Origin of the sequence: Paractinoplanes deccanensis, from assembly GCF_016862115.1 — a bacterium.
GTDB classification, from domain to species: Bacteria; Actinomycetota; Actinomycetes; order Mycobacteriales; family Micromonosporaceae; genus Actinoplanes; species Actinoplanes deccanensis.
Window position 1 is genome coordinate 26592 of sequence record NZ_BOMI01000043.1, and the last position, 24109, is coordinate 50700.

General features: G+C 71.2%; 24 protein-coding genes and 1 riboswitch. Of the genes, 12 read left to right on the forward strand and 12 right to left on the reverse strand.

Going from position 1 to position 24109, the window contains the following annotated elements:
* The first annotated feature begins 35 nt into the window (after positions 1-35).
* The gene (locus Ade02nite_RS12695; protein ID WP_203761812.1) at positions 36-713 is read left to right on the forward strand and encodes an FAD-binding oxidoreductase; all 678 of its coding nucleotides are present in this window, start codon (positions 36-38) and stop codon (positions 711-713) included.
* Between the two features lie 12 nt (positions 714-725).
* On the opposite strand, the gene Ade02nite_RS12700 is transcribed toward Ade02nite_RS12695, so the two are convergent.
* A complete protein-coding gene (locus tag Ade02nite_RS12700; protein ID WP_203761813.1) occupies positions 726-1085 on the reverse strand; it encodes a GatB/YqeY domain-containing protein in 360 nt (119 codons plus the stop codon).
* A gap of 27 nt (positions 1086-1112) precedes the next feature.
* Positions 1113-2015 (reverse strand): LysR family transcriptional regulator, encoded by a 903-nt coding sequence (locus tag Ade02nite_RS12705; RefSeq protein WP_203761844.1) that lies wholly within the window; start codon positions 2013-2015, stop codon positions 1113-1115.
* Positions 2016-2085: 70 nt separating this feature from the next.
* On the opposite strand from Ade02nite_RS12705, the gene Ade02nite_RS12710 reads away from it, so the two are divergent.
* Entirely contained in the window at positions 2086-2460 is a 375-nt protein-coding gene (locus Ade02nite_RS12710) for a YybH family protein (protein WP_203761814.1), read from the forward strand.
* A 47-nt stretch (positions 2461-2507) separates the two neighbouring features.
* Positions 2508-3197, forward strand: coding sequence for a cysteine hydrolase family protein (locus Ade02nite_RS12715; RefSeq protein WP_203761815.1), 690 nt, complete (start codon positions 2508-2510; stop codon positions 3195-3197).
* Between the two features lie 9 nt (positions 3198-3206).
* Here Ade02nite_RS12715 and Ade02nite_RS50265 read toward each other — a convergent pair whose 3' ends face one another.
* Positions 3207-3950 (reverse strand): LysM peptidoglycan-binding domain-containing protein, encoded by a 744-nt coding sequence (locus Ade02nite_RS50265; RefSeq protein WP_275409902.1) that lies wholly within the window; start codon positions 3948-3950, stop codon positions 3207-3209.
* A gap of 1 nt (position 3951) precedes the next feature.
* A riboswitch (cyclic di-AMP (ydaO/yuaA leader) is annotated at positions 3952-4112 on the reverse strand.
* Between Ade02nite_RS50265 and Ade02nite_RS12725 the strand changes: the two genes are divergently transcribed.
* Entirely contained in the window at positions 4084-5442 is a 1359-nt protein-coding gene (locus Ade02nite_RS12725; protein ID WP_239168718.1) for a saccharopine dehydrogenase family protein, read from the forward strand. It overlaps the preceding riboswitch by 29 nt.
* A gap of 185 nt (positions 5443-5627) precedes the next feature.
* Here Ade02nite_RS12725 and Ade02nite_RS12730 read toward each other — a convergent pair whose 3' ends face one another.
* Positions 5628-6179 carry a helix-turn-helix domain-containing protein gene (locus tag Ade02nite_RS12730; protein WP_203761816.1) on the reverse strand — a complete coding sequence of 184 codons (552 nt, stop codon included), beginning with the start codon at positions 6177-6179 and terminating at the stop codon, positions 5628-5630.
* A gap of 47 nt (positions 6180-6226) precedes the next feature.
* On the opposite strand from Ade02nite_RS12730, the gene Ade02nite_RS12735 reads away from it, so the two are divergent.
* Positions 6227-6997, forward strand: a complete 771-nt coding sequence (locus Ade02nite_RS12735) for a class I SAM-dependent methyltransferase (RefSeq protein WP_203761817.1) — start codon at positions 6227-6229, stop codon at positions 6995-6997.
* A gap of 171 nt (positions 6998-7168) precedes the next feature.
* Here Ade02nite_RS12735 and Ade02nite_RS12740 read toward each other — a convergent pair whose 3' ends face one another.
* A complete protein-coding gene (locus Ade02nite_RS12740; protein ID WP_239168719.1) occupies positions 7169-7804 on the reverse strand; it encodes a TetR/AcrR family transcriptional regulator in 636 nt (211 codons plus the stop codon).
* A gap of 241 nt (positions 7805-8045) precedes the next feature.
* Here Ade02nite_RS12740 and Ade02nite_RS12745 point away from each other — a divergent pair, with 241 nt between their 5' ends.
* The 3 genes from Ade02nite_RS12745 to Ade02nite_RS12755 all read left to right on the forward strand — a co-directional run bounded on the left by Ade02nite_RS12745 (position 8046) and on the right by Ade02nite_RS12755 (position 10259).
* On the forward strand, positions 8046-8651 hold the full coding sequence (locus Ade02nite_RS12745; RefSeq protein WP_203761818.1) for a GNAT family N-acetyltransferase: 606 nt from the start codon (positions 8046-8048) through the stop codon (positions 8649-8651).
* 45 nt (positions 8652-8696) lie between these two features.
* Positions 8697-9767, forward strand: coding sequence for a DNA glycosylase AlkZ-like family protein (locus tag Ade02nite_RS12750; RefSeq protein ID WP_239168723.1), 1071 nt, complete (start codon positions 8697-8699; stop codon positions 9765-9767).
* Positions 9768-9971: 204 nt separating this feature from the next.
* Positions 9972-10259, forward strand: coding sequence for a DUF3040 domain-containing protein (locus tag Ade02nite_RS12755; RefSeq protein WP_203761820.1), 288 nt, complete (start codon positions 9972-9974; stop codon positions 10257-10259).
* Positions 10260-10739: 480 nt separating this feature from the next.
* Here Ade02nite_RS12755 and Ade02nite_RS12760 read toward each other — a convergent pair whose 3' ends face one another.
* The 5 genes from Ade02nite_RS12760 to Ade02nite_RS12780 all read right to left on the reverse strand — a co-directional run bounded on the left by Ade02nite_RS12760 (position 10740) and on the right by Ade02nite_RS12780 (position 18043).
* A complete protein-coding gene (locus Ade02nite_RS12760; RefSeq protein ID WP_203761821.1) occupies positions 10740-11966 on the reverse strand; it encodes a bifunctional glycosyltransferase family 2/GtrA family protein in 1227 nt (408 codons plus the stop codon).
* A gap of 224 nt (positions 11967-12190) precedes the next feature.
* Entirely contained in the window at positions 12191-14377 is a 2187-nt protein-coding gene (locus tag Ade02nite_RS12765; RefSeq protein WP_203761822.1) for a glycosyltransferase family 39 protein, read from the reverse strand.
* 94 nt (positions 14378-14471) lie between these two features.
* On the reverse strand, positions 14472-15539 hold the full coding sequence (locus Ade02nite_RS12770; RefSeq protein WP_203761823.1) for a 3-deoxy-7-phosphoheptulonate synthase: 1068 nt from the start codon (positions 15537-15539) through the stop codon (positions 14472-14474).
* 214 nt (positions 15540-15753) lie between these two features.
* Positions 15754-17298, reverse strand: coding sequence for a sensor histidine kinase (locus Ade02nite_RS12775; RefSeq protein ID WP_438870975.1), 1545 nt, complete (start codon positions 17296-17298; stop codon positions 15754-15756).
* Positions 17299-17305: 7 nt separating this feature from the next.
* Entirely contained in the window at positions 17306-18043 is a 738-nt protein-coding gene (locus Ade02nite_RS12780; RefSeq protein WP_203761825.1) for a response regulator transcription factor, read from the reverse strand.
* Positions 18044-18173: 130 nt separating this feature from the next.
* Here Ade02nite_RS12780 and Ade02nite_RS12785 point away from each other — a divergent pair, with 130 nt between their 5' ends.
* Both Ade02nite_RS12785 and Ade02nite_RS12790 read left to right on the forward strand, forming a co-directional pair.
* The gene (locus tag Ade02nite_RS12785) at positions 18174-18413 is read left to right on the forward strand and encodes a hypothetical protein (protein WP_203761826.1); all 240 of its coding nucleotides are present in this window, start codon (positions 18174-18176) and stop codon (positions 18411-18413) included.
* Positions 18414-18431: 18 nt separating this feature from the next.
* Positions 18432-18803 (forward strand): RCC1 domain-containing protein, encoded by a 372-nt coding sequence (locus Ade02nite_RS12790; protein WP_203761827.1) that lies wholly within the window; start codon positions 18432-18434, stop codon positions 18801-18803.
* Here the strand turns inward: Ade02nite_RS12790 and Ade02nite_RS12795 are convergent.
* Positions 18706-20886: a hypothetical protein gene (locus Ade02nite_RS12795; protein WP_203761828.1), complete on the reverse strand. Its 2181-nt coding sequence runs from the start codon at positions 20884-20886 to the stop codon at positions 18706-18708. The genes Ade02nite_RS12790 and Ade02nite_RS12795 overlap by 98 nt on opposite strands.
* A 172-nt stretch (positions 20887-21058) precedes the next feature.
* Between Ade02nite_RS12795 and Ade02nite_RS12800 the strand changes: the two genes are divergently transcribed.
* Together Ade02nite_RS12800 and Ade02nite_RS12805 are read left to right on the forward strand one after the other, a co-directional pair.
* Entirely contained in the window at positions 21059-21439 is a 381-nt protein-coding gene (locus Ade02nite_RS12800; protein WP_203761829.1) for a tetratricopeptide repeat protein, read from the forward strand.
* 9 nt (positions 21440-21448) lie between these two features.
* Positions 21449-21733 carry a Smr/MutS family protein gene (locus Ade02nite_RS12805; protein WP_203761830.1) on the forward strand — a complete coding sequence of 95 codons (285 nt, stop codon included), beginning with the start codon at positions 21449-21451 and terminating at the stop codon, positions 21731-21733.
* Positions 21734-21743: 10 nt separating this feature from the next.
* Here Ade02nite_RS12805 and Ade02nite_RS12810 read toward each other — a convergent pair whose 3' ends face one another.
* Positions 21744-24098: a M28 family peptidase gene (locus Ade02nite_RS12810; RefSeq protein ID WP_203761831.1), complete on the reverse strand. Its 2355-nt coding sequence runs from the start codon at positions 24096-24098 to the stop codon at positions 21744-21746.
* Positions 24099-24109: the final 11 nt, after the last annotated feature.

Sequence of the window (24109 nt, forward strand, 5' to 3'; positions counted from 1 at the left end):
TCGCGCCGACCCGAGCGATCGGTGACCCTTCGTGGGTGTCGGTCGCGCAGTGGTGGCCCGCGGAAGTGCTCACCCACGAGCGTCGCGGGCCTGACGTCGTGGTCTTCACGTGCCGCACCCGGCGCGCGATGCCGTTCCGGGCCGGGCAGCACGTGGAGATCGAGTGCCCGTACCGGCCGTGGCAGTCGTCGCCGTACTCGATGGCCAACGCCCCACGGCTCGACCGGGTGCTCGAGTTTCATGTGCGCGCCGGGTCGCCGTCCGGGGTGTCGGCCGCGCTCGTCCAGCGGCTCAAACCGGGCGACACGCTCCGCCTCGGCGCACCCCGCGGGACGATGGTGCTCGACCCGTACTCCCGCAGAGATCTTGTATTTGTCACCGGAGGCACGGGCCTCGCGCCGGCCAAGGCGCTCATCGATGAGTTGTCAAGGTACAACCGCACAAGGTGGATCCACCTCTTCCGAGGTGAGCGCGACGACGGCAGCTTCTACGACCGCTGCGCGATGGACCGCCTCGCCGACCGTCATCCCTGGCTGACGATCGTGCGCACGACGTCCGACGTGGCCGAGGTCGTCTCCGCGCGGGGCCCGTGGCGCGATCACGACTTCTATGTCTCGGGCCCTCGGCCGATGCTCGAGGCCACCCTGGGCCGTCTGGAGGCCCTGCGGGTGCCGGCGACCCGCATCCAGTACGACGCTCTGGCCCTGCGCTGACCAGATCGCCCGTCAGCCGTCGAGGTGGGCGAGCAGAGCGCCCGCCTCCGCGCGGAGCTGCTCGGCGCGCTCCGGACGGCCCAGATCCGCATACTCCGCGGCCGCACGCTCCCGTTCGTCCGCCTCGCCACGGACGATCCTCTCCACGTCTTGCTCGGTCAGCACGCGACGGGCCGCCTCCGTCGCACCGGCGCCCACGGGCAGCGTCTCGATGGCCAGGCTCTTTCCCGTACCCTCCTCCGTCTCGACGGCCTCGGCGTTGTCGATCGCCGCGAGCGTCGCCCGCAGAGCCGCGACGGCGGCGCGATCGCGGGCCTTCATCGCAGCTGGGAGTGCCTCTCGAAGCCTCAGCCGAAGCGGTGTCTCAGTCATGCCGGCGACGGTAGCCGGTTCCGCCGATCAACGCTTTCGGTTATCCACAGGGTCGTCGTTGTCCACAGCGAACGCGTGCCGGAGGTGCGGAAGCAGCGCAGCTAGTGCGGGGCTCGTGCGAGGGCGCCAGACGAGCGCGAGCAGTGCCCGGCTCTGTACATCGTCGATCGCGACGGCACTAAGGTGCGGAAACTCGGAGGCCATCGACTCGCTCAGCACGGCGACGCCCAGGCCGCGCGACGCGAGCTCCGCGACGGTCCCGGGCGCCGACGCGGCCAGAGCCACGTCGGGGACAAATCCGGCGGCGACGCAGGCTTCGTCGAGAACGGCACGGATGCCGGTCCCCTCCGGCAGCGTGACGAGGGGGTACGCCATGAGGTCCGCCAACGGCAGGTGATCCGTCGCCGTCTCGCCGGGCCGGAAGAGCGCCACCAGCCGCTCCCTGGCGATGACGTGACAGGCCAGATGCTCGGGTGGCTCGCCCGCGACCCCGACCAGCGCGATGTCGACCAGTCCGGTGCGGATCTGCGACACCAGATGACGGGAGTCGGCCTCGGTCAGCTCGATCTCGATCGCCGGGTGCTCCTCGTGAAAGGCCGCGATGCCGGCGAACAGCGGCGTCACCTCGCAGCCGGTCACCATCCCGATCGTGAGCTGCCCGCGCACCAGGCCCTTGACCTCGTCGATCGCCTGCCGCAGATCCGCCGCGGCGTCGAGAGCCGCTTGGGCGTACGGCAGAGCGGCGGCCCCCGCCTCGGTGAGCCGCGCGATCCGGCCCGAGCGGTCGAAAAGCTCGGCGCCGAGCTCGTGCTCCAGCGCCTTGACCTGCGCGCTGACGCCCGACTGGCTGATGTGGACGCGCGCCGCGGCCCGGGTGAAGTTGGCCTCCTCGGCGACGGTCACGAAGTACTCGAGCTGGCGGAGTTCCATAACCGAGGATTCTAGCTTCCATGAAAACCATGCGTTGGACTTCTGGTACGCCCCAGAGAAGGCTGAACGCATGACGAAACGAGAGAAGGCCCGGCGCCCCGAAGACCTGACCCGCCTGTTCGTCGAGCGCGCCAACGCGAAGGACGCGGAAGGGCTCGCCCTGCTCTACGAGGAAGGAGCCGTGATGGCCTATCCGCCCGGCCGGCAGACCGTCGGCAGAGCGGCCATCCACCGCATGTGGGAGGAGGCGCTGCCGCACATGCCCGCCATCGAGCCTGAGGAGCCTCTGCCGACGCTGATCAGCGGTGACCTGGCGCTGACCTCGACGCCGCCGCGGGACGGCTCCGGTGCCCGGGCGCAGGTCGTCCGGCGCCAGCCCGACGGCACGTGGCTGCGAGTCCTCGACCAGCCCGAGTTCCAGCCCGTCGCGCCGCGATGGCAGTGAGCAAGGGCGCGATGGCAGTGAGCAGAGGATTGTGCGACGGTGGCCGCATGGCCGACGATCCTCACCTGGCGCCGCATTGGGAGTCCGCGGCGCTCATCACCATCGATGTTCAGCGTGACTTCCTGAGCGACGGCGCGTTCGGGATTCCGGGCACGAGCGAGATCCTGCCGAACCTGGCGCGGCTTACCGAGGCGTTCCGCCGCGGTGGGCGGCCGATCGTCCACATTGTGCGGCTCTACCCGGCCGACGGGCAGGATGTCGACCGGGTGCGCCGGAGCCTCGTCCAGGGCGGAGCCGCGTTCGCCCAGCCCGGTTCGCCCGGCCGCCTTCTTGCCGACGGTCTTCTTGGCGACGGCCCTCTCGGCGTCGCCGAGAGCGGCGAACTCGACGACGAGCTGTTGCTGCGGGGCGAGCCGCAATGGTTCGGGACGAGCGAATGCGTGCTGTACAAGCCGCGATGGGGTGCGTTCTACCGCACTCGGCTCGAGGAGCTTCTGGCCGAGCGCAATGTGGACACTCTTGTCTTCGCGGGCTGCAACCTGCCCAATTGTCCGCGCGCCAGCATCATCGAGGCGCACGAGCGTGACTTCCGAGTCGTGCTCGTCACCGACGCCGTGTCCCAGGCCGGCGATCAGGCTTTCCGCGAGATCGCCGGCCTGGGCACTGTTCTTCGCACGACCGCCGAGGCTGTCGGCGAGGTGTCGAAGCGAGGCGGATCGGTTGTGACGGCGACCTGAGCCGCGCTGTTACAACGCCAGGGGCTGCCCCGGATAGATGCGGTGCGGGTTGCTCAGGGCTGCCCTGTTCAAGCGGTAGAGGGCACGCCAGCCGCCTTTGATCTCGGTCTTGGCGGCAATGGAGGCCAGGGTGTCGCCGGGGCGAACTACGTAGTAGCGGCCGGTCGACGTGGCTGTGGACAGCGCTGTGGATAGGGCTTTGGAGGTGAATTTCCGGGTGGCTGAACGACTGGCGGCGCCCTCTGTGTTTGTGGCGCGGTATTGGCGGGTAGAACTGGCTTTTCGGCCGCAAGTCGGCCAAGCGCCCAAGCCTTGGGTTTGGCGGACCCGCTCCGCGATGTGGATTTGTTCGGCCCGGGAAGCCTGGTCGGCGGTGCGGGCGAAACGGTGGCCTCCGTGGGAGCGCCAGGTGCTGCGGCTGAATTGCAGACCGCCGTAGTAGCCGTTGCCGGTGTTGATGCTCCAGTTGCCGCCGGATTCGCACTGAGCGATGGCGTCCCAGTTGACGGAGCCGCCTTTCGCGAGCGCTGACTTCGACGCGGCGAGCGTGGGAGTCGACGCGGTTAGCGCTGGATTCGACGCGGCGAGGGCTGGATTCGACGCTGCGAGGGCCGGCTTCGCGGCGGCGAGCGCGGGGTTGGACGCGGCGAATGCCGGTTTCGGCGAGGCCGGCGCCGGGGCTGCTGTTACCAGGGTGGCGCCTGCGGCGGCGAGGCCCAGCGCGAAGCGGGCAGGTTTGCACATGCTTGCCATGACAGAGAACCCTCCACGCCTGCGAGGTCAGCTGTCGGGTTCGGGCTGAGGTGCCCGGCCGCGTGTGCGGCTTCACCCCGAGGCGCGCGGAGGCGCCGGAGAACTCGGGTCCCCCGCTCCATGCCGTGGGTATGTGTTCCGGTCGGACGGCGGCAGGATTAGGCGTTCCGCCCGCACGGACCGGCGGCAACCATGCAAGGATGCCGGCCGGATTCTTATAGGAATAGGCGAGATCGACATTATCGTGTCGGGCGCATTTCGGGGTCATGTTGGAGAATCGGCAACCATGAGCGATCACGACATCGTCGTCTACGGCGCTACCGGGTTCGTCGGCGCGCTGGTGGCGCGGCATCTTGCCGAGCATTCTCCGGAGGGCGTGCGGATCGCGCTGGCCGGGCGATCCGAAAGCAAACTCGACGCTGTGAAACGCCGCCTCGGCGTCGAATGGCCGACCCTGGTGGCGGACGCCGCGGATGCCGATGCGGTCGCTCGGGTAGCGGGTTCGACGCGGGTTCTCGTGACGACCGTGGGGCCGTATGCCAAATATGGCAAGCCCCTGGTGGACGCCTGCGCGAGGGCGGGGACCGACTATCTCGACCTGACCGGCGAGGTGCTTTTCGCGCGGCGGAGCATTGACGACAACCACGAGGTCGCGCGTTCCACCGGCGCCCGTATCGTGCACTCGTGCGGCTTCGACTCGATCCCGTCCGACCTGGGTGTGCACGTGCTGCACCAGGCCGTGCGCAACGACGGCGCGGGCGAGCTGACCGACACCGCGATGGTCGTGACCAGCCTGCGCGGCGGGGTCAGCGGCGGCACGATCGACTCGCTGCGGCACCAGCTCGACACGATCAAGCGAGATCCGTCGCAGCGGCGGATCGCCGGCGGGCCCTACTCCCTGAGCCCCGACCGCAGCGCCGAGCCCGACCTCGGGCGGCAATCGGACATCGCCACCGTCCGCGGGGAGAGCGTCGATCCGCGGTTGCGGGGGACGCTCGCGCCGTTCTTCATGGCGTCTTACAACACGCGGGTGGTGCGGCGCAGCAACGCGTTGCGCGGATACGAGTACGGGCGCGGCTTCCGCTACCGGGAGCTGATGAGCGTGGGCACGTCGCCGTTGTCGCCGCTGCTCGCGAACGGCGTCAAGCTCGGCTTCGGGGCGCTGGTCGCCGGGCTGATGATGCCGCCGACGCGGTTCGTGCTCGACCGGATGCTGCCCAAGCCGGGGCAGGGGCCGGCCGAGAAGGGCCACTTCACCTGCGACTTCTTCGGCCGCACCACGACCGGTGCCCGCTACACGGCCCGTTTCCGCGCCGACAGCGACCCCGGATACGGCGGCACGGCCGTGATGCTGGGTGAGAGCGCCCTCGCGCTGCTTCTCGACCGGCCCGAGGGCGAGGGCGGCGTCCTGACCCCGGCCACCGCGCTCGGCGACGCTCTGGTCGACCGCCTCCGCGCTGTCGGCCTGGAAATCACTGCGAGCCGCCTATGACCCATCAACGCGGTATGTCCCCGGACGCGGTCGCGCAAGCAGGAGACTTCCGCCCGGCCTGTGGCGTCGGGTGGGAGCGTTCGCCTGAGCCCATGATGTCGGCGGAGAGTGTTCGCCGGGTCAGCGGCGCTGGGCGCGAGCGTTCGTGCTCGTCTGCGACGCCAGGTGGGAGCGTTCGCGCTGGTCTATGACGCCAGGTGGGAGCGTTCGCCCTCGTGGTCGAGGATGCACAGGACCTCGGCGGGGCCGTCGATGGCGCCGAAGGCGTGCGGGACCATCGTGGAGAACGAGGCCGCCTCTCCCGCGCGGACGGTGATGGTGCGCTCGCCCAGACGGAGCACGATCGTGCCCGAGAGGACCGTGAACCAGTCGCGGCCCGGGTGGACGCGCAGGTCCTTCGGGACGGCGCGGGTCACGCGGAGCTTGGCCACGGTCTGGTTGCTCTCGTGGGAGAGGAGCCAGGTGGTGATGCCGCGGGCGTCGTCGCGGTGAGGGCGGATCACCACGTCGTCGTCGGTTCCCGACTCGACTAGCTGGTCGAGGGTGATGCTCAGCGCCCTCGCGATGGGAGCGAGCTGGTCGAGGGCGATCCGGCGGTGGCCGGTCTCGATGCGGCTGAGCGTGGACGGGCTCAGGTAGCAGCGGGCCGCCAGCTCGTCCAGCGACCAGCCGCGGGCGATCCGCAGGCCGCGGATGCGCTGCCGGACGAGGGCGTCCAACTCACCGTCTTGCGTCATACGCAAGATGGTATGTCGCTGACGCAAGGTTCGGCTACCTTCGACGCATGGCACATACCGCTTTCGCCGAGATGCTCAACCTCGACGCCGAGGTGCTGCACGACTACCACGACGAGGTCGTCACCTGGGTGGCGTCGCTCGTCCCCGCTCGGCCGCGCATCGTCGACCTGGGCGCCGGCACGGGGGTGGGCAGCCGCCTCCTCCTGCGCGCGATGCCGGAGGCCGAGGTGGTGGCGGTCGACGTCGACGAGGAGATTCTCGGGCATATCACGGACAAACGGGTTCGTACGGTGGTCGCGGACCTCGATCAGCCGTGGCCCGGCGAGCTGGGGCCGGCCGACCTGATCTGGGCGTCGGCCTCGCTGCACCACCTCGCCGACCCGGCGCAGGGGCTTCGGCAGGCGCTGGCGACGCTCAAGCCGGGCGGCGTGCTCGTGGTCAGCGAGCTCGACTCGTTCCCGCGCTTCCTGCCGGACGGGGCCGAGGCCGAGCTGGAGGGGCGGGTCCACGCCGAGCTCGACAAGATGCGGGCCGAGCACGGGCTGCACATGCACGAGGACTGGTCGGCGCTGCTGGCGGAGGCCGGCTTCACCGTCGAGGCGAACCGGCGCTTCGACATCGACCTGCGGCCGCCGCTGCCCGCCGCTGCCGGCCGCTATGCCGAGATCTCGCTGGAGCGTGGGGTGCACCGGCTCGAGGACCGCCTCGCCGCGGACGATCTGCGGCAGCTCGAAGCCATCGTCAAGGGCATCCGCGACCGTGACGACCTCGTCGTGCGCACCACCCGCACGGTCGTCGCCGGCCGCAAGGCAGCCTGATCGAAGGGCGACCGGCGACGGCGACCCGGCCACGGCGGTCGGCAGGCGGACGGCACGGTGGCCCGGCTACGACGGCCCAGGCACGGCGGTCGGCAGGCGGACGGCACGGTGGCCCGGCTACGACGGTCCAACCACGGCGGTCCAACCACGGCGGTCCGGGCCGTTCGGCGATCAGCGGAGGACGCCGGAGAGCAGGGCCGTGGCCACGCCCGTCAGGTGCTCGGCGATGAGGTCCGGGTCGCCGGTCATGTCGTGGGCCATCCACTCGATGATGACCTCGCTGAGGCCGGCGACCAGGGCCAGCAGCGTGCGTTCGTACCGAAGCTCGTCGGAAGGCTCGCCCACGACGCGGCGCAACATGCCCGCCAGGAAGCGGGCGTCCTCGCGGAGGACGCCCCGGCGGCGCGTCTCCATGCGTGGCGCGTTGATGTAGATGACGTGGGCCGCCTCAGGGTTGTCGCGCAGCAGCCCGACGAGCGCGCGCATCGCCGGGCGGAAGAGGTCGGCGAGACTCGCGGGGCTGGGCGGGGCGGCCGCCGCTACGCCACGCAGCAGCCATGCGTTCTGCTCGTGCTGAACCTTGATCAGCAAATCCTGGCGGTCGCGGAAGTGTTCGTAAAAGTACCTTTTGGAGACCTTCGCGGCGATGCAGACGTCGGCGACCGTCACGTCGTCGTAGTCGCGCGTGCCGAACAGGTGCACCGCGGCCGTCACGATCCGCTCGCGGCGGTCGGAGGCACGTTGCGCGCGCGACCGCCCGGCGTACGTCTCCCCGCGCCTTGGCGGCGTCACGGTCTGTTCGTCCACAATGATTACCGTACGACTTCACCGATCACCCCACACGGCAGCGTCCACATTGGGCACCGAGCGTGCGGAATCCGTGGCCATCCGCATGATCGACCGTCGGGCGGCGGTCGGCGGCGGGCTCGGGCGACATATCGATGAGTAACCGTCGGTGGGTTCCCGTGCGCGAGGTGAGCAATCACTCATGAGCCAGATACTGACCGAGACTGGCTGCAACCGGCCCCTTACGGGCAGGATCGGAATCATGGCCGGCCGTCTTCCGTACCCGATCACCTTGACGGGGGACGGCATCGTGCTGCGTGAATGGCGTTCCGACGACCTCGACGACCTGGTCGCGATGCTCGACGAGCCCGAGATCGCCCGCTGGACCCCCATGCCGTCGCCGTTCGACGTGGAGGCCGGCATCGCCTACCTCAAGCGCTCCCACCAGGGCCGCGTCGGCGGTTCGCGGATCCAGCTCGCGATTACCGCGGACGGCGGCCGCCCCCTCGGCGAGGTCCTGCTCTTCGGCGTCGATCTCGGCCTCAAGGAGGCCGAACTGGGCTATCTGGTGGGCAGGCACCATCGCCGGCGAGGGCTCGCGTCGGGGTCGCTCTCCCTGCTTTCCTCGTACGCCCGGAGCACGCTCCATCTGAGCCGGCTGCTGCTGCGCATCGACCCGCGCAACACGGCGAGCACAGCCGTCGCGCAGCGGTGCGGATACCGCCTCACCGGTGAGCCGCCGATCCTCCAGGAGGGCCCGTACGGCCCGAGCCGCCTCGACACCTGGGAACTCGTCGAGGGGCAGGCCGGCACACGCCGCGAACGACTGAAAAATGTCGCAGCCCGGCGGTACGGTCGTCGCACCTGAGCTTCCTGGAGGTGTGCCATGGTCAGTGTCGATCGTGCACAGGTGATGGCCTTCCGTGTCGCCGCCCTCGGTCTCGCCGAGCGGGTCGAAGCGCGCCCGGCCGACCTGCCCGTGCTCGACCTGGGCGTGCAGGAATACACGCCCGGCTCGGCCCAGGTCGCGCTCGCCGCGCGCACCAGCGGGCCGCTGTCCGACGATCGCCTCATCGCCGTGTGGGCGGCTCGGGGAGCACCCCATCTCCATCGCCGTGCCGACCTCGCCGCGCTGGTCAAACAGTTGTGGCCGATCAGCGACGCCGACGCGACCGCGCGCATCCAGAGCGGCCAGATCCCCGAGGGCATGCGGCTCGGCATCGAGGCCTTCCGGGTCACCGCCGACGCGTTCCGTGAGGTGGTCCGGGGCCCGATGCCGCGCGGCGAGGTGAGCACAGAGGTCAGCAAGCGGGTGCCGCGCTCGTTGACCTACGAGTGCCGCGGTTGCCGCGCGCGCCACATCGCCGGCAACGTCTGGCAGCATTCCGGGCTCGCGGGCGGCGTCGAGGTGCAGTCGCGCGGCAAGGACGCGATGCTCGGCCCGATCCCCGGCGCGCCGCCGCGTCCCGACGCGAACGAGGGGATAGCCGACCTGATCGTCACCTACCTGCGCTTTCTCGGGCCCGCGACGCCTGTGGAGGTCGGCAAATACCTGGGCAGCTCGACCGCCGAGATGAAGTCGGTGTGGCCGGCGAAGCGGCTCGCCGAGGTCACTGTGGAGGGCAAGAAGAAGTGGTTGCCGAGCGATGCGATGGACGGCCTCGAGGCCGCTTCGCCGGCGCCGGGTGTCCGCTTTGTTCCGCCGATGGATGCGCTGCTTCAGGCGCGTGATCGCGATGTCATGGTGCCGGACCGGGCGCGGCAAAAGGAGGTTTGGCGCGTTCTCGGCAATCCGGGCGCGCTCCTGGTCGACGGGGAGATCGCCGGCGTCTGGCGCGCCAAGATGGCCGGCCGCAAGAGGGTCGACCTGACCGTCACGGCGTTCGGCAAGCTGCCCGCCGCGCGGCGCAAACAGATCGAGTCCGAGGCCGCCGAGGTGGCCCGGGCGCGCGACGTGCCGGAGGCGACCGTCAGCTTCGACTGATCCCACGTCGTGGTCCGGGGCTCCCGCATCGCGGTCGCTCACGGCGTGTGGACCCGCGAGATGACCTCTTTGGCCTGGTCGGAGGCAGATCAGCGTGGCGCGCCAGAATCAAGAGGTATCCGGGAGGCAACATCTGAGTAACAATGGCATTGATCGGAGTGCGTGCCGTTCGATCAAGGCCGCTGGCCGACCGGAGGTGGCGTCATGTTGAGCAGGGAAGACAGCCGTCGACTGGCGCAGCTGGAACGCCAGCTGCAGCAGGATGACCCGGAGTTCTGCGCCCGCATGGCTAGCGGGCAGCTCGATCCGCCCCGGTCGAAACGCGCGCCGCTATCGCTGATCCTCACCGCCGTGGTCCTCTGGATCGCCGCCATCACGCTCGGCGTCCTCGGCTGGTGGATCGCCGCGGTGGTCGCCGCCGTCTTCGCCACCACCGTGGTCGTCGCGGCCCTGGCCCACCGAAAGCTGCGCCGCCGCCTGCCACCGATCTGACCCGCGAGGCGGTGCAGAGGGCGTTCTTGCGATCGCGCGCGGTGGTGGCGTGCAGGGCGGCCAGCGCCGCTCGCTGCCACGCCGAGGTCGCGGGCGGCAATTGACGGACCGCCGGCAGCCGCGCGTGCACTGCGGCCGAGCCGACTCGGTGGCGTCGGAGGGCGCACGGTGGCCGAGTTGAGCCGGCAGCGCTGGAGGGTGTGCGGCAGCTGCGCTGAGTCGGTGGCGTCGGAGGATGCACGTCGGCTGAGCTGAGTCCCTGGCGTCGGAGCGTGCGGGGCGGCTGCGCTGAGTCGGTGGCGTCGGAGGGTGCGGGGCGGCTGCGCCGGCGGCGCTGCGCGGGTGTGGGTTTGTGTGCCTGGTGGAGCGGAGTGCGCAAGCTTATGAAGAGACGGCGCCGGGTAGGAAGCGGCGCCGTCTCTCCGTCGGGGCTGAGGTGCTGGGGATTTCCGGCGCCGCCCTCCCGGCGCCGGCAGTGCCTCAGGCCCGGGCTCGGGCGCGGAACACCCAGATGCGCAGCATCAGGAAGCGGACCGCGGTGGCCAGCAGGTTGGCCATGACGAGGACGAAGAGCTCGACGGGCTTCGACGGGCTCTGCGCGACGGCGTCCAGCAGGGCCAGCGAACCGCTGGTCAGCAGCAGGCCGATGCCGAAGACGATCAGGCCTTGTGCCTGGTGGCGCCAGGCGCCTTCGTTGCCGCGGACGCCGAAGGTGAGGCGGCGGTTGACGGCGGTGTTCGCGATCGCCGTGACCAGCAGGGCGATGAAGTTCGCCCACTGCGGGCCGGCCATCGTGCGCAGGACGGCGTAGAGGAGCAGGTAGGCCAGGGTGCTCGCCACGCCCACCGCCGCGAAGCGGATCAGCTGGCCGGTCAGGCCCGTGGGCACGCCCTCGACCGGCAGCGGGTTGCGTCCGAGCTGCTCGCGCAGGGTGGCCAGCGGCAGCTTTCCCGAGCCGAGGGCGCGCAGCAGCCGGGCGATGCCCTTGAGGTCCGCGACCGCCGTGGAGACGATGTCCACCCGGCTGTCCGGATCGTCCACCCAGTCCACCGGCACCTCGTGGATGCGCAGGCCGGCGCGTTCCGCCAGCACCAGCATCTCGGTGTCGAAGAACCAGCCGGTGTCCTCGACCATCGGCAGCAGCCGCTGGGCGACGTCCCCGCGGATCGCCTTGAACCCGCACTGGGCGTCGGAGAAGCGGGCCGCCAGCGTGCCCCGCAGGATCAGGTTGTAGCTGCGGGAGATGAACTCGCGCTTCGCCCCGCGCACCACCCGCGAGCCGTGTGCCAGGCGTGAGCCGATCGCCAGGTCCGAGTGTCCGCTGATCAGCGGCGCCACCAGGGGCAGCAGCGCCCCGAGATCGGTGGAGAGATCGACGTCCATGTACGCGAGCACGGCGGCGTCCGAATGGGTCCAGACGTATTTGAGCGCGCGGCCCCGGCCCTTCTCCGCCAGGTGCACCCAGCGCACCTCGGGCAGCTCCGCCGCCAGCCACTGCGCCACGTTCGCGGTCGAGTCGGTGCTCGCGTTGTCCGCGATGGTGATCCGGAACCGGTACGGGAAATACGCGCGCAGGTACGCGTGCAGGCGCTGCACGCACGGCCCGAGGTCGATCTCCTCGTTGTAGACCGGAACGACCACGTCGAGCACCGGAGCATCGGAGTGAGTCGCGGCAGCATCCGGCGAGGGCTGCGTCGAAAGGCTCATGCGGACCACCATGATCGCCCCTGCTGAGGGCCTTGTATGCCGGCCCTGTGGCACCGCTGTGAGTCCATTTTGCGAGCGCGTGAAGCGCACCACGCGAGGGATGAGAGCGGAGGAGGAGGGTGGCGAGGGCGCAGGAGGGTGGCGGCGAGGAGGTCGGGTGAGGCGGCTGCCGCAAGCAAACGGGCGGCTCCCCGGTGGAGAGCCGCCCGTTCTGAGGAGATGGATCAGGCCGTGGTGGAGGTGGTGGGCTGGGTCAGGTCGTAGACCGTCGTGGTGCCCACGGTCTTGGCCGTGTAGTTGGCGGCCACCCACTCGGCGATCTGCGAGGAGTAGTTGCTGCCGCTGGAGCCGCGGCCGCCGCCGAAACCGCCGCCGCCGATGAAGTAGTGGATCTTTCCTTCGGCGACGTACTGCTGGAACTGGGCGAGCGTGGGGGACGGGTCGGTGCCGTTGAAGCCGCCGATCGCCATCACCGGATCGCCGGTGGCGAGCTGGTAGCCGGAGGCGCTCTGCGAGCCGACCGCGGCCGCCACCCAGGTGTACTTGTCGGCGTCGGCCTCGAGCAGCGCCTTCATCTCGTCGCTGACCGTCGCGGCGTCGAGCAGGCCCCCCATGCCGCCACCGCCGCGCATCCCGCCGCCGTTGCCGCCGGGGAAGCCGGGGAAGCCGCCGGTGCCCGCGCCGCCGTTACCGGTGCCGTTACCGGTGCCACCCTGAGTGCCGCCGTTAGCAGTGCCGCCGTTAGCAGTGCCGCCGTTGCCGGTGCCGCCGTTAGCAGTGCCGCCGCCGGGGAAGCCCGGGAAACCGCCACCGCCGGGGAAACCGCCGCCACCAGGGAAGCCACCACGCCCACCACGGCCGCCGCCACCGGGCCCGCCGCCGAAGCCCGTGGACGGACCGGCCGACGGGATCGAGCCCGTGTGTGCGGTCGAGGCGGTCTGCACCGCGTACGCCGCGGGACCGGCCAGCACCGCCGCCAGCGAGACCCCCGCCGCCAGCGCCGCGATCCGGGCCGGCAGGCGCAGGGTCGCGAGCAGCGCGACCGCCCCCACCAGACCGCCCACCAGCACCACCCACCGCAGCCACGGCAGGAAGTCGGCGCTGCGCGCCAGCAGGTGGTACGACCACCAGGCGCTCACCGCCACCGTCGCCGCCAGCGTGATCGCCGCGATCGCGTTGGCCCGGTGCCGCCAGAGCAGCACCGCGCCCATGCCGACCACCGCGCCGATCGCCGGCGCCAGCGCGACCGTGTAGTAGGCGTGGAAGATGCCCTGCATGAAGCTGAACACCAGCCCGGTGACCAGAAGCCATGTGCCCCACAGGATCAGGCCGGCGCGCTCCCGGTCGACGCGGGGCCGCCGCGCCGTGATGACCAGGCCGGCCACCAGCACGATCAGCGCCGCGGGCAGCAGCCACGAGATCTGGCCGCCCTGCGAGCTGTCGAACATGCGCAGGATGCCGGTCTCGCCCCACATCCCGCCGCCTGCCGCGCCGCCACCGCCGCCTCCGACGCTGCCGGTCTCGTCGCCGTTGAGCCGGCCGAGGCCGTTGTAGCCGAGCGCCAGCTCCAGGATGCTGTTGTTCTGCGAGCCGCCGATGTACGGACGGTGCGACGCCGGCACCAGCTCGACGATCGCGATGTACCAGCCGGCCGAGACGATCAGCGCGCCCAGGGCCAGCAGCAGCTGCCAGATGCGCTTGCCGAGCTTCGGCGGCCCGGCGATCAGATAGGCGAGGCCGTACGCGGGGACGACCAGCAGCGCCTGGAGCATCTTGGCGAGGAACCCGAAGCCGACGAAGACGCCCACGAGGACGAGCCACTTCGTGGAGCCGTTCTCGAGAGCGCGCACTGTCGCGTACGCGCCGGCCACCATGAGCAGCACCAGCAGCGCGTCGGGGTTGTTGAAGCGGAACATCAGCGCCGCGATCGGGGTGAACGCGAGGACCGCGCCGCCGATCAGGCCGGCCGCGGGGCCGTACCAGCGCTTGACCGCCGCGTACACCAGGGCGACGCTCGCGACGCCCATCAGCGCCTGCGGCACCAGGATGCTCCACGAGTTGACGCCGAAGATCCGGGCGGAGATCTCCATGAACCACAGCGACGCGGGCGTCTTGTCGACCGTGATCGAGTTGGCCGCGTCGGAGGAGCCGAAGAAGAAGGCCTCCCAGCTCTTCGTGCCGGCCTGCACGGCGGCCGAGTAGAAGGCGTTGGCCCAGCCGTTCTTGCCGAGTCCCCAGATGTAGAGGACGCCGGTGACCAGAAGGAGCCCGAGCAGGGAGGGCCGCGCCCAGATCGGGTCACCGGTCGGCCCCAGGTAGAGCCGCTGGAAACGGGATCTCGGCGGGGGCGGTGGGGCCGGCTGCGGCGGATCCGGCGCCACCGTCGGCGGGATGGGCAACGTCGAAGTCATCGAGGCACTCCACGGAAGGAGGATCAATACCTCGCCACTGTCGACGCTGCCCCTGTCGCGCCCTTATGTCCTTCCTGTAAGGCTGCTGTGAGTGTCAGGAAGCCCGGCGCTTGGCGGAGGCGACGGCGAGCCGTTCCAGCACGGAAACGGTCGGCTCCCAGCCCATGCACGCGTCGGTCACCGACTGGCCGTACGTCAAGGGGGAAGCGCCCAGGTCCTGGCGCCCGGGAACGAGGAAGCTCTCCAGCATCACGCCGCTGATGCCCCGCTCGCCGGCCTCCATCTGCCCGGCCACGTCCTCGGCCACCAGGGGCTGGCGCAGGTGGTCCTTGCCGCTGTTGCCGTGCGAGCAGTCGATCACCAGGCGCTCGGGCAGGCCCGCCTTGCGCAGCAGCTCCAGCGAGTTGGCGACGTCCGCCGCGCTGTAGTTGGGCTTGCCGCCACCGCCGCGCAGCACCAGGTGGGTGTCCGGGTTGCCGGTGGTGTGCAGGATCGCCGGCGTGCCCGAGTAGTCGATGCCCGGGAAGACGTGCGGCACGGCGGCCGCCTGGATCGCGTCGATCGCGGTGGAGATGCTGCCGTCGGGGCGGTTCTTCATGCCGATCGGCATCGACAGGCCCGAGGCCAGCTGGCGGTGGACCTGCGACTCCACCGTACGGGCGCCGATCGCGCCCCAGGCCACGGTGTCCGCGTAGTACTGCGGGGTGATCGGGTCGAGGAACTCCACGGCCGTCGGCAGCCCCCGCCCGACGATCTCGAGCAGCAGCCGCCGGGCGATCCGCAGGCCGGTGCCGACGTCGCCGCTGCCGTCCAGCGCCGGATCGTTGATCAGGCCCTTCCAGCCGACCGTCGAGCGCGGCTTCTCGAAGTACACCCGCATCACGATCAGCAGGTCGTCGCTGAGCCGCTGCGCCTCCTTCTCCAGCAGCGAGGCGTATTCGCCGGCCGCCGCCGGGTCGTGCACCGAGCACGGGCCGACGACGACCAGCAGGCGCGGATCTCGGCGGTTGAGCACGTCCTCGACCTGCTTGCGGCCGGCCAGCACGGTGTCGTGCAGCTCGGACGTCAGCGGCAGCTCGTGGTGCAGCAGCGCCGGGCTCATCAGCGGCACGATCTTTTCGATGCGCTGGTCTCGGACGCGCTGAACCTCGGGGGCAGTCATGGTCACTCCTTGGGGCGACGACGGAAGGCGGCGGGAGGGCCGGCCCCAGGAGCGAGCCGGCGGCAAACAAAAAGGCAGCGACATCAAAGTCGCTGCCCGGGCCGGCTCTGGCGGGTGTCTCGAACCTTGCTGATCAGTGCATGGCTGAGGCACCGGCGGGAGCCGGCCCCATAAACCACGAATACCAGCGAGACACGTCGGACAGCATAGCGCGTCAGCGGGCGAGCTGGGCGGGCTGAGCGAACTGCTGCTCAGCTGGTGGGACGGCGGGCTGCGGCGCGTCGTACGGCAGCAGCACGCTGAACACCGTACGGCCGGGCTCGCTCTGCACCGACACCTTGCCGCGGTGCGCGGTCACGACCGCGTGCACGATCGACAGGCCGAGGCCGGTGCTGCCGGCGGCGCGCGAGCGCGAGCTGTCGCCGCGGGCGAACCGCTCGAAGATGTGCGGCTGCAGCTCGGCGGGGATGCCGGGGCCGCTGTCGATCACGTGGATCACCGCCGCGTTCGGCATGGTCGTGACCGCCACCGTGACCGCCGTCCCCTCGGGCGTGTGGGTGCGCGCGTTCGCCAGCAGGTTGGCGAGCACCTGGTGGAGGCGGGCGCCGTCGCCGTAGACGATGACCGGTTCCTCGGGCAGGTCGAGCTGCCAGTAATGGCGCGGCCCGGCGGCGTGCGCGTCGCTGACCGTGTCGACGACGAGCATGGTGAGGTCGACGGGGTCGTGCGCGAGCGGCCGGCCGGCGTCGAGGCGGGCGAGCAGCAGCAGGTCCTCGACGAGCAGCGTCATCCGCTTGGCCTCGGACTCGACCCGGTTGAGCACGTGCGAGATCTCGTCCGAGATGGGCGCGCGGCTGCGGCGGCTCAGCTCGGCGTAGCCGCGGATGGCGGCCAGCGGGGTGCGCAGCTCGTGGCTGGCGTCGGCGACGAACTGGCGTACCTGCATCTCGCTGGCGTGCCGCGCCTCGAGCGCGTTGCCGACGTGGTCGAGCATCTGGTTGAGGGCGGCGCCGACCTGGCCCACCTCGGTGCGGGGGTCGGTGTCGCTCTCGGGCACGCGCTGGGCGAGCTTCACCTCGCCGCGGTCGAGCTTGAGCTCGGAGACCCTGGTGGCGGTCGCGGCGACCCGGTCGAGCGGGGCGAGGGTGCGCCTGACGATGAACGCACCCGCCCAGCCGGCCACGCCGATCGCGATCAGGACCGCCCCGCCGGTGACGAGGGCGACCCGCAGCAGCGTGCTGTTGACCGTGCTGAGGGACAGGGCGGTGACGCGGATGGCGCCGTCGGGCTCGACGGTGGCGGTCGCCCGGAAGGATCCCTCCCCGTCGAGGCTGACGGTGGTCTTGTCGCCCACCGCGACGGCCTTCAGCTCGGCTATGTCCTTGTCGCTCAGGGCTTCGTACTCGGTGTCGGGGTTGCCGTTGGCGTCCTGAACGGTGTTCACCTTGCCGCCGGCGTCGAAGGCGCCGTCGACGAAGTACACGGTGATCGACCCGGGCTCCTGGCCGCCGAACGGCGCGCTGCGGTCCGGCTCCCGCGAGGGGCCGAAGCCGCCCGGCAGCGTGGACTTGCCGCGGAACGGGTCGCTCGTGCGGTCGAGCTTGGCGTCGACCTCGTTGTAGAGACGGTCGTGCAGGAAGACGTACGCCGTGGTGCCGACCGCGAGGCCCAGGATCGTGAGCAGCGTGATGATGATGGCGACGATCCGGGTGCGCAGCGGCCAGCCGCGCGGGCTGCGCCAGCGGGCCGGGTGCCGCACCGGCCGCTCAGTCCGCGGGCTTGAGGACATAACCCGCTCCGCGCATCGTGTGGATCATCGGCGAGCGGCCCGCGTCGATCTTCTTGCGGAGGTACGAGATGTAGAGCTCGACCACGTTGGCCTGGCCGCCGAAGTCGTAGTTCCAGACCCGGTCGAGGATCTGGCTCTTGCTCAGGACCCGCCGCGGGTTGCGCATCAGGTAGCGCAGCAGCTCGAACTCCGTCGCGGTCAGCGTGATCAGGTCGCCGCCGCGGCGCACCTCGTGGCTGTCCTCGTCGAGCGAGAGGTCGCCGACGATGAGCTGCGAGTCCGTGCGCATCGGGGAGTGGCCCATCCGCCGCATCAGCCCGCGCAGCCGGGCGACGACCTCCTCCAGGCTGAACGGCTTGGTGACGTAGTCGTCGCCGCCGGCGGTGAGGCCGGTGATCCGGTCCTCCACCGCGTCCTTGGCGGTCAGGAAGAGCACCGGCACCTCGGGCGACTCACCGCGCAGGCGGCGCAGCACCTCGAGCCCGTCGATGTCGGGGAGCATCATGTCGAGGACGACGGCGTCGGGGCGGAACTCGCGCGCCGTGCGCACGGCGGTGTGGCCGTCGCCGGCGCTCTTGACGTCCCAGCCCTCGTAGCGCAGCGCCATGGAGAGCAACTCGGCCAGCGTCGGCTCGTCGTCGACCACGAGGACCCGGACGGGGCTGCCGTCGGGCCGGCGGAGCTCGGTGCTGGAATCTGCGTTCGCCATCGTCATGCCCCTACTTTCGCGGGCCACGCTTTGCGCCGGCTTTCCGCTTCCTGTGTACCACCTGTGACCCGTACCCACAGGAAACGCATGAATTTCGCACAGCCGACAGACACCGTACGCCCTGATCGTGGGTCTCATGACGCAGACGACGAAGCACCTCGGATGGCAGCGGCGCACCGGCTTTCTGGCGCTGGGCGCCGCGCTCGCCCTGACCGCGACCTTCGGGCCCACCATGGTCGGCACCACACGGTACGCCGCGAGTGAGGTCGCCGGCCACGCGACGGTGACGGTGGCCGACACGATCACCTCCACTCCCGTGCTGGCCGAGGTGGCCGCCGCGGGCCGGGGCGTGTCGAAAGCGACCGAAAGCGTATAAAACGCCCATAATGGTGGCATGCGACGGATACTTGTGCTCCTGGCCGTCGCCGCGGCGCTCACCTGTGGAGCGACGCCCGCGTCGGCCGCCGACGGCGAGCTCGTCGAGGTCGGGCTCAGGCAGCGGGTCGTGCAGCTCGTCGCGGACGGGGACAGCACCTGCGCGCTCACCGAGACCGGCGAGGTCTACTGCTGGGGCGCCGGCTACTCGTCCCACCCCGCCGGGCGCGGCACCCTGCTGCTCGTGACCATCGGCGCCCTGCTGATCGCCGCCGGAGCGGCGATGCTGCTGGTCAGCCGTTCGCCGTCGACAGCGCCGCGTCCCGCAGCCGCTCCGCACCCTGCTTCAGGCGCTCCGCGTAGTTCGCCCGGTTCCAGTTCGGCCACTTGACCTGCCCGATCGCCTGCTCGGTGCCCGAGGCGGTCAGCGACACGGTCACCCCCGGGCTGGCCTGCAAGGTCAAATTCCCCTTCTGCGGTACGGCGACCCGGCGCGTGGACGGGTCCGCGAAGCCGAGCATCGCCCACGGCACCCGCACGGCGAGCCGGTCGTCGTCGAGGTGCCACAGCGCCCGGCTGTCCGCCTCGTCCTTCGCCGGGTCCCACGTGCCGTGCACGAGCAGGCCCGCGTTCTGGAGCTCGATCGGGAGCTTCGCGCCGGTCGTCGGCACGGTGTGCGCCCGGTTCGTGATCAGCTCGAACGGCTTCCAGCCGGCCGGCGCCGGCCCGCGCACCGAGGCGGGCACCGTGAAGTCCAGCTTCAGCGGATCCAGCTGATCGCGCACGTACGCCTGCCCGGTGTGCCCGACCAGGTTGAGCGCGAAGACCGCGTCCGGCCGCCGGTCCGTACTGCCGGCCATGGGCGGCCCGGTGATGCCGTCCAGCACGTCGAACCCGATGATCATGGAGCCCGGCGGTGACTTGGCGAGCTCGACGTCCAGGTGTACGTACGCCTCGTCGATCTCGGCCGTGACCTTGCGCGCCGGCCAGGCGTCGCCGCCGTCGAACAGCTGCTGCTCGGCCGCGTCCCGCGGGCCCGACGCGTCCATCGCGAGCACCCCGAAGTGCTGCTCGTTGGTGAGTGGGTCGTGCCACAGCTTGCGGCGCGCCCCGTCCTGATGGCCGACGGTGTTCCAGGTGTAGCGGTACCACTCGTCCATCCAGCCGAACAGGAAGCCGCCCGCGAGGCCCTGGTCCTTCATCATCCGCAGCAGGTCCGCGTTGATCCGCATCGCCTCCTGCTCGCTGTGGTCGCCCTGCGAGCGGCCCAGCGGCCCGTCGTGCGCCGAGCCGATCGACGAGGGCACCCCGAACTCGGTGATCATCGTCGGCATGGTGCCGTGGTGCTTGCGCAGGGCGGCGACATAGCCCGCGTACGGATCGGACTGCCCTTGATACTGGAAGGCGACCAGGTCGCTCTCGTAGCGCAGGAAGTCCGGATAGTACGGGTACGCGTGGTAGCTGGCGAACGTGCCGGCCGGCCAGTCCGCGGTCGGCAGCACGTGGTTCGCGTCGAGCTGGAGCAGATCCTCCTGGTCGAGCGGCTCCGCGGGGTGCCGCAGCGGGTCGGTCGTCGGCCAGTTCACAAAGGCGATCGGCTGGCTGACCCCCTTCTTCGCCACATATCCGGCCAGCTCGTCCATCCGCGCGGCGAACCAGCGCTCGGTCGGCGTGGACTTCGGCGTGTTGCGGAAGTACTTGCCCTGGTAGCGCTTGCTGGCGGCGTTGCGCTTGTCGGAGGCGGCCGCGGCGGCGGGGTCGAGCTCGGTGCCGATGATCCAGCCGGCCAGCCAGGGTGTGACGTCGGTGTTCCAGACGCCGCCGGGCCGGCCGGGCCGGGTCGAGCGGCTGAAGTCGCCGGCCACCGCCTGGGCGGCGGCCTCCAGCTCCTGCCGGAAGGTCGTGGTCACCGTGGCGTCGAAGAGGTTCTTCTTGCCGATGTACGACTCGTCCGGCATCGCGACACCCTGCACCAGATAGAGCGGGCGCTCCGGGTTGTCCTGGTTGTAGGCGGCGAGCTGCTCGTAGAACGCCGGTGGATGGATCTTGTAGATGCGCACCACCCGGATGCCGAGCCAGCCCATCGCCGCGAACCAGGCCCGATATTGCGCGGCCGAGATGGCGGGCTCGCCGGGCAGGTGGCCCGGGGTGGTGTCGCTCAGGTCGACGCCGGGCAGGAACGTGCGGTCGCCGCCCGCGGTGTGCAGCTGGAAGGTCTGCCCGTCGGCGCCCGCGACCATCCGCAGGCCGCCGGCCTCGCGCGGCGCCGGAGCCCACGAGCTGCCCAGCGGCGGGGAGGGGATCTCGCGCATCCCGGAGATCAGGAAGGCGGGCGAGTTCACCGCCGGCGTCGAGGTGCCGCCGGCGAGCAGCAGGCACAGGGAGATCGCGAAGACCCCCACGACGATCGCCTTGACGCGCCCGAATCGTGGACGGGCCGGCGCGGACACGAACTGGCTCGGAAAGTCCCCCACGCTGGCATTGTCTGACGACAGGGTTGCCATATGCGGAGATTTGTCGCGAAGCTTGGATCATCGGAACACTCGCCGTTCGGGCTTTGTTGTGCAAGCGTTGGTGTCTCCCGTGGGGTTGCCTTGTGTTTTCCGCTGCGGGCTAGCTCAGTGCGTGGGCAGAGGAGCGTGGGACGTGGATCTTCTGGAGGACTACCGCAAGGCGACCTTCTACTTCGAGTCCGGCGACCCGCTCGGCGCCGCCCGCCTGCTCGAGCCGATAGTCGAAGCGGAGCCGCACAACTCGGCCGTCCGCCTGCTGCTCGCCCGGGCCTACTTCAACTCCGCTCAGCTCAGCGGCGCCGAGACCCAGCTCAGGGAGCTGGTCGAGCATGATCCCTCGGATCACTACGCGCACCACGTGCTCGGCCGGACCCTGGAGAGGGCCGGCCGCTTTCGTGAGGCCCTGCCCCACCTGCGGCTGGCCGCGGCGATGAAGCAGCACGCCGACTACGCCGAGGCCCTGCACCGGGTCGAGGAGTGGCTCGGCAAGTCCGACCCGCTCGAGAAATCCTAGGATCATCACGTGAAGCTGAAGCTCGACCTGCACGACATCTTCAACAAGGGCCACGAGATCGACCGCGCCCTGCGCGGCGTCATCGACGAGGCCATCCAGAAGAAGGCCGCCACGGTCGAGATCATCCCGGGCAAGGGCAGCGGAGCACTGAAGAAGAAGGTGCTCCGCTTCCTCGACCAAAAAGAGATCAAGCAGCTCTACCACCGCGTGGAGAAGGACGGCGACAACTGGGGCCGCCTCTTCGTCCACTTCCGCCACGACACCCCCACAGGCCGCCGCGGCCGCGGCCGCTGACCCGCGCGCGTCACAACGTATAGGTCTTCGCCACGGCGAGCAGTTCGCTGGTGTGGGAGCCGACCGCGCCGACGTCGGCCGGGCGGGGCTGGAAGCCGGGCAGGGCGGTGAGGCCGTCGCTGCCGTCCATCGCGCGGAACCTGACCTGGCCCGGGGCGCGCACGGTCAGGGTGATCTCGACACCGCCGGGTGGCGGGGCGTGGAAGACGAAGCCGAAGCCCCACGGGCCGTCGGTGGCCGGCTCGCCGATCGGGACCTCGCGGCCGCCGACCACGGCGGAGGTGACCGGGGAGTCCGCCGCGACGTGGAGGGTGACCAGCCGGGCCTGCCGTTGCGGGGTGAGGCGCAGCCGCATCGTCCTCGTGTCACCCGAGCGGGTGTCAGCGGTCAGGGTGAGATTCGGCGCCGGCAGCGAGGCGGGCTGCGCCGTGCCGGTGCGGACCTCCTCGGGGCCGAAGGACGGCAGCGTGTCGTCGACCCGGTGGAGGTCGCCCGACACGTACTGGCTCGTCCACTCCTGGGTCCTCGGCTCGTCGCTGATCCAGCGCGCCGTGTTCGTGTCGGCGTCCAGCGCGTACATGAGCTGGGTCGGCGCCGGGTGCTCGGCGTCGAACCGGTCGGCCGACAGGCCCACGACGGTGAGGACGATCGCGGCGAGGGCGGCGGCCAGGGCCGGCAGCCCGCCGAGCCGCCGGGCCCGCGCCGCCGCCAGGCCGCGTTGGCCGCTCACCGCCGGGTGGATCAGGTCGATCACGGGCAGCAGGGCCAGGCCGAGCAGCACCGCCAGGAACGCGCCGGCCGCGCCGAGGTGGAGGCCGAGCGCCGGGAACAGCATGATCACCGTGGGCAGGAGGATCACCACGGCGACCAGGCCGCCCGCGGTGACCGCGGCCACCTGCGCCCAGCCGGGCAGGTGGACGGCGGCGATGCCGGCGATCGCCCCGGCCAGGGCGGGGAGCGCGGCCAGGTAGGAGCCGCCGGGGGTGACCGCGGCGAGCGCCACGCCCAGCGCGGCCAGCCAGCCGAGCCCGGCCACGGCGAGCGCCGCCGGGCCGACCCGCCGGCGGAACAGGGCGAACCACCCGAACAGCACGGCCGCCGTGAGGGCGAGGACGGCCAGCCTGTACCACCCGGGGCGGTACGGGTCGATGGGCAGCTCCGCGTACCCGGGCCGGATCAACGTGAGAAGCAGCCACAGCGCCTGGGCGAGCACCGGCGCGAGCAGCAGCGGGATCAGCGTCAGCCCGGCCGCGGCCGCCAGCCGCCGGCCGGTGATCAGCCCGCGGCGGCGGGCGAGCCAGGCGAGTGCGGCGACCGCGAGCACCGCCAGCAGCGCGAACGGCCACACGAGCGAGCCGGGGTAGCGCACCAGCCCGCCCGGCATCGGGAAGTAGGTGGCGTCCTCGCCGCTGGTCAGCGTGCTCAGGTCGCGGTCGCCGAGCGCCCGGGTCAGCGCGAGCGCGTTGTCGCCGTGGTGCTGGAGGCTGTCCTGGTCCATCACGCCCGGCACGTCGGTCGGGGCGTGATAGATCGCGGCGCCGTCGATGTAGGCCGCGTTGAGGCCGGCGAACCCGGCGTCCTTGAACGCGGTGAAGTCGGTGTCGTTCGGCATCAGCCGGTAGATCTCGACCGCGAACGACGTGCCGACCGGGTGCGGCGCCGACCCGTACACGTCGACCAGGCGGCTGTTCTTCTCGGTGGTCTCGAACATGATGGCCGGCCCGGAGCTGCCGCGCGCCTCGAGGTTGAGCACGACCCCGCCGTCGCGGGCCAGCGGATGCTGGTCGACGAAGGCCTTCGCCCCGCAGAGGCACGCCTCCTCGCCGTCGGTGAGCACCAGCACCACGTCGTTGCGCGGGCGCGGGCCGGCCAGCAGCGCGCGGGCGGTCTCGAGGATCGCCGAGGTGCCGGCCGCGTCGTCGTTGCCGCCCGGGCCGGTCTGCACCGAGTCGTAGTGGGCCACCAGGAAGACCCGGCCGGTGGACGCCGTGCCGGGGATCACCGTGACGATGTTGCGCACGTGGGCGAGGCCCGTGCCGCCCGCGCTCGACGACAGCCCGGCGCCCTGGACCGAGACCGCGTCCTGCACCTCGGGGGACAGCCCCAGCCCGCGCAGCGTGGTGAGCAGGCGCTCGCGCACCTCGTCCTGTGCGGCGCTGCCGACCGGGTGCGGACGGGTGGCGATCGCCTCCACCTGCTGGAAGGCGCGCCCGGCACTGAACTCCCCGGCCGGCGCGGCGGCCGGCCGCGCCTCCGGTGGCCGCACCGAGCGCGCCGCCGCCACTCCGGCCAGCACGAACACGACGATCGCGATCACGGCGGCCGATGCCCGGCGGGCGGGATCGGCGAGAGCGGGTGCACGCATGGGTGACATCT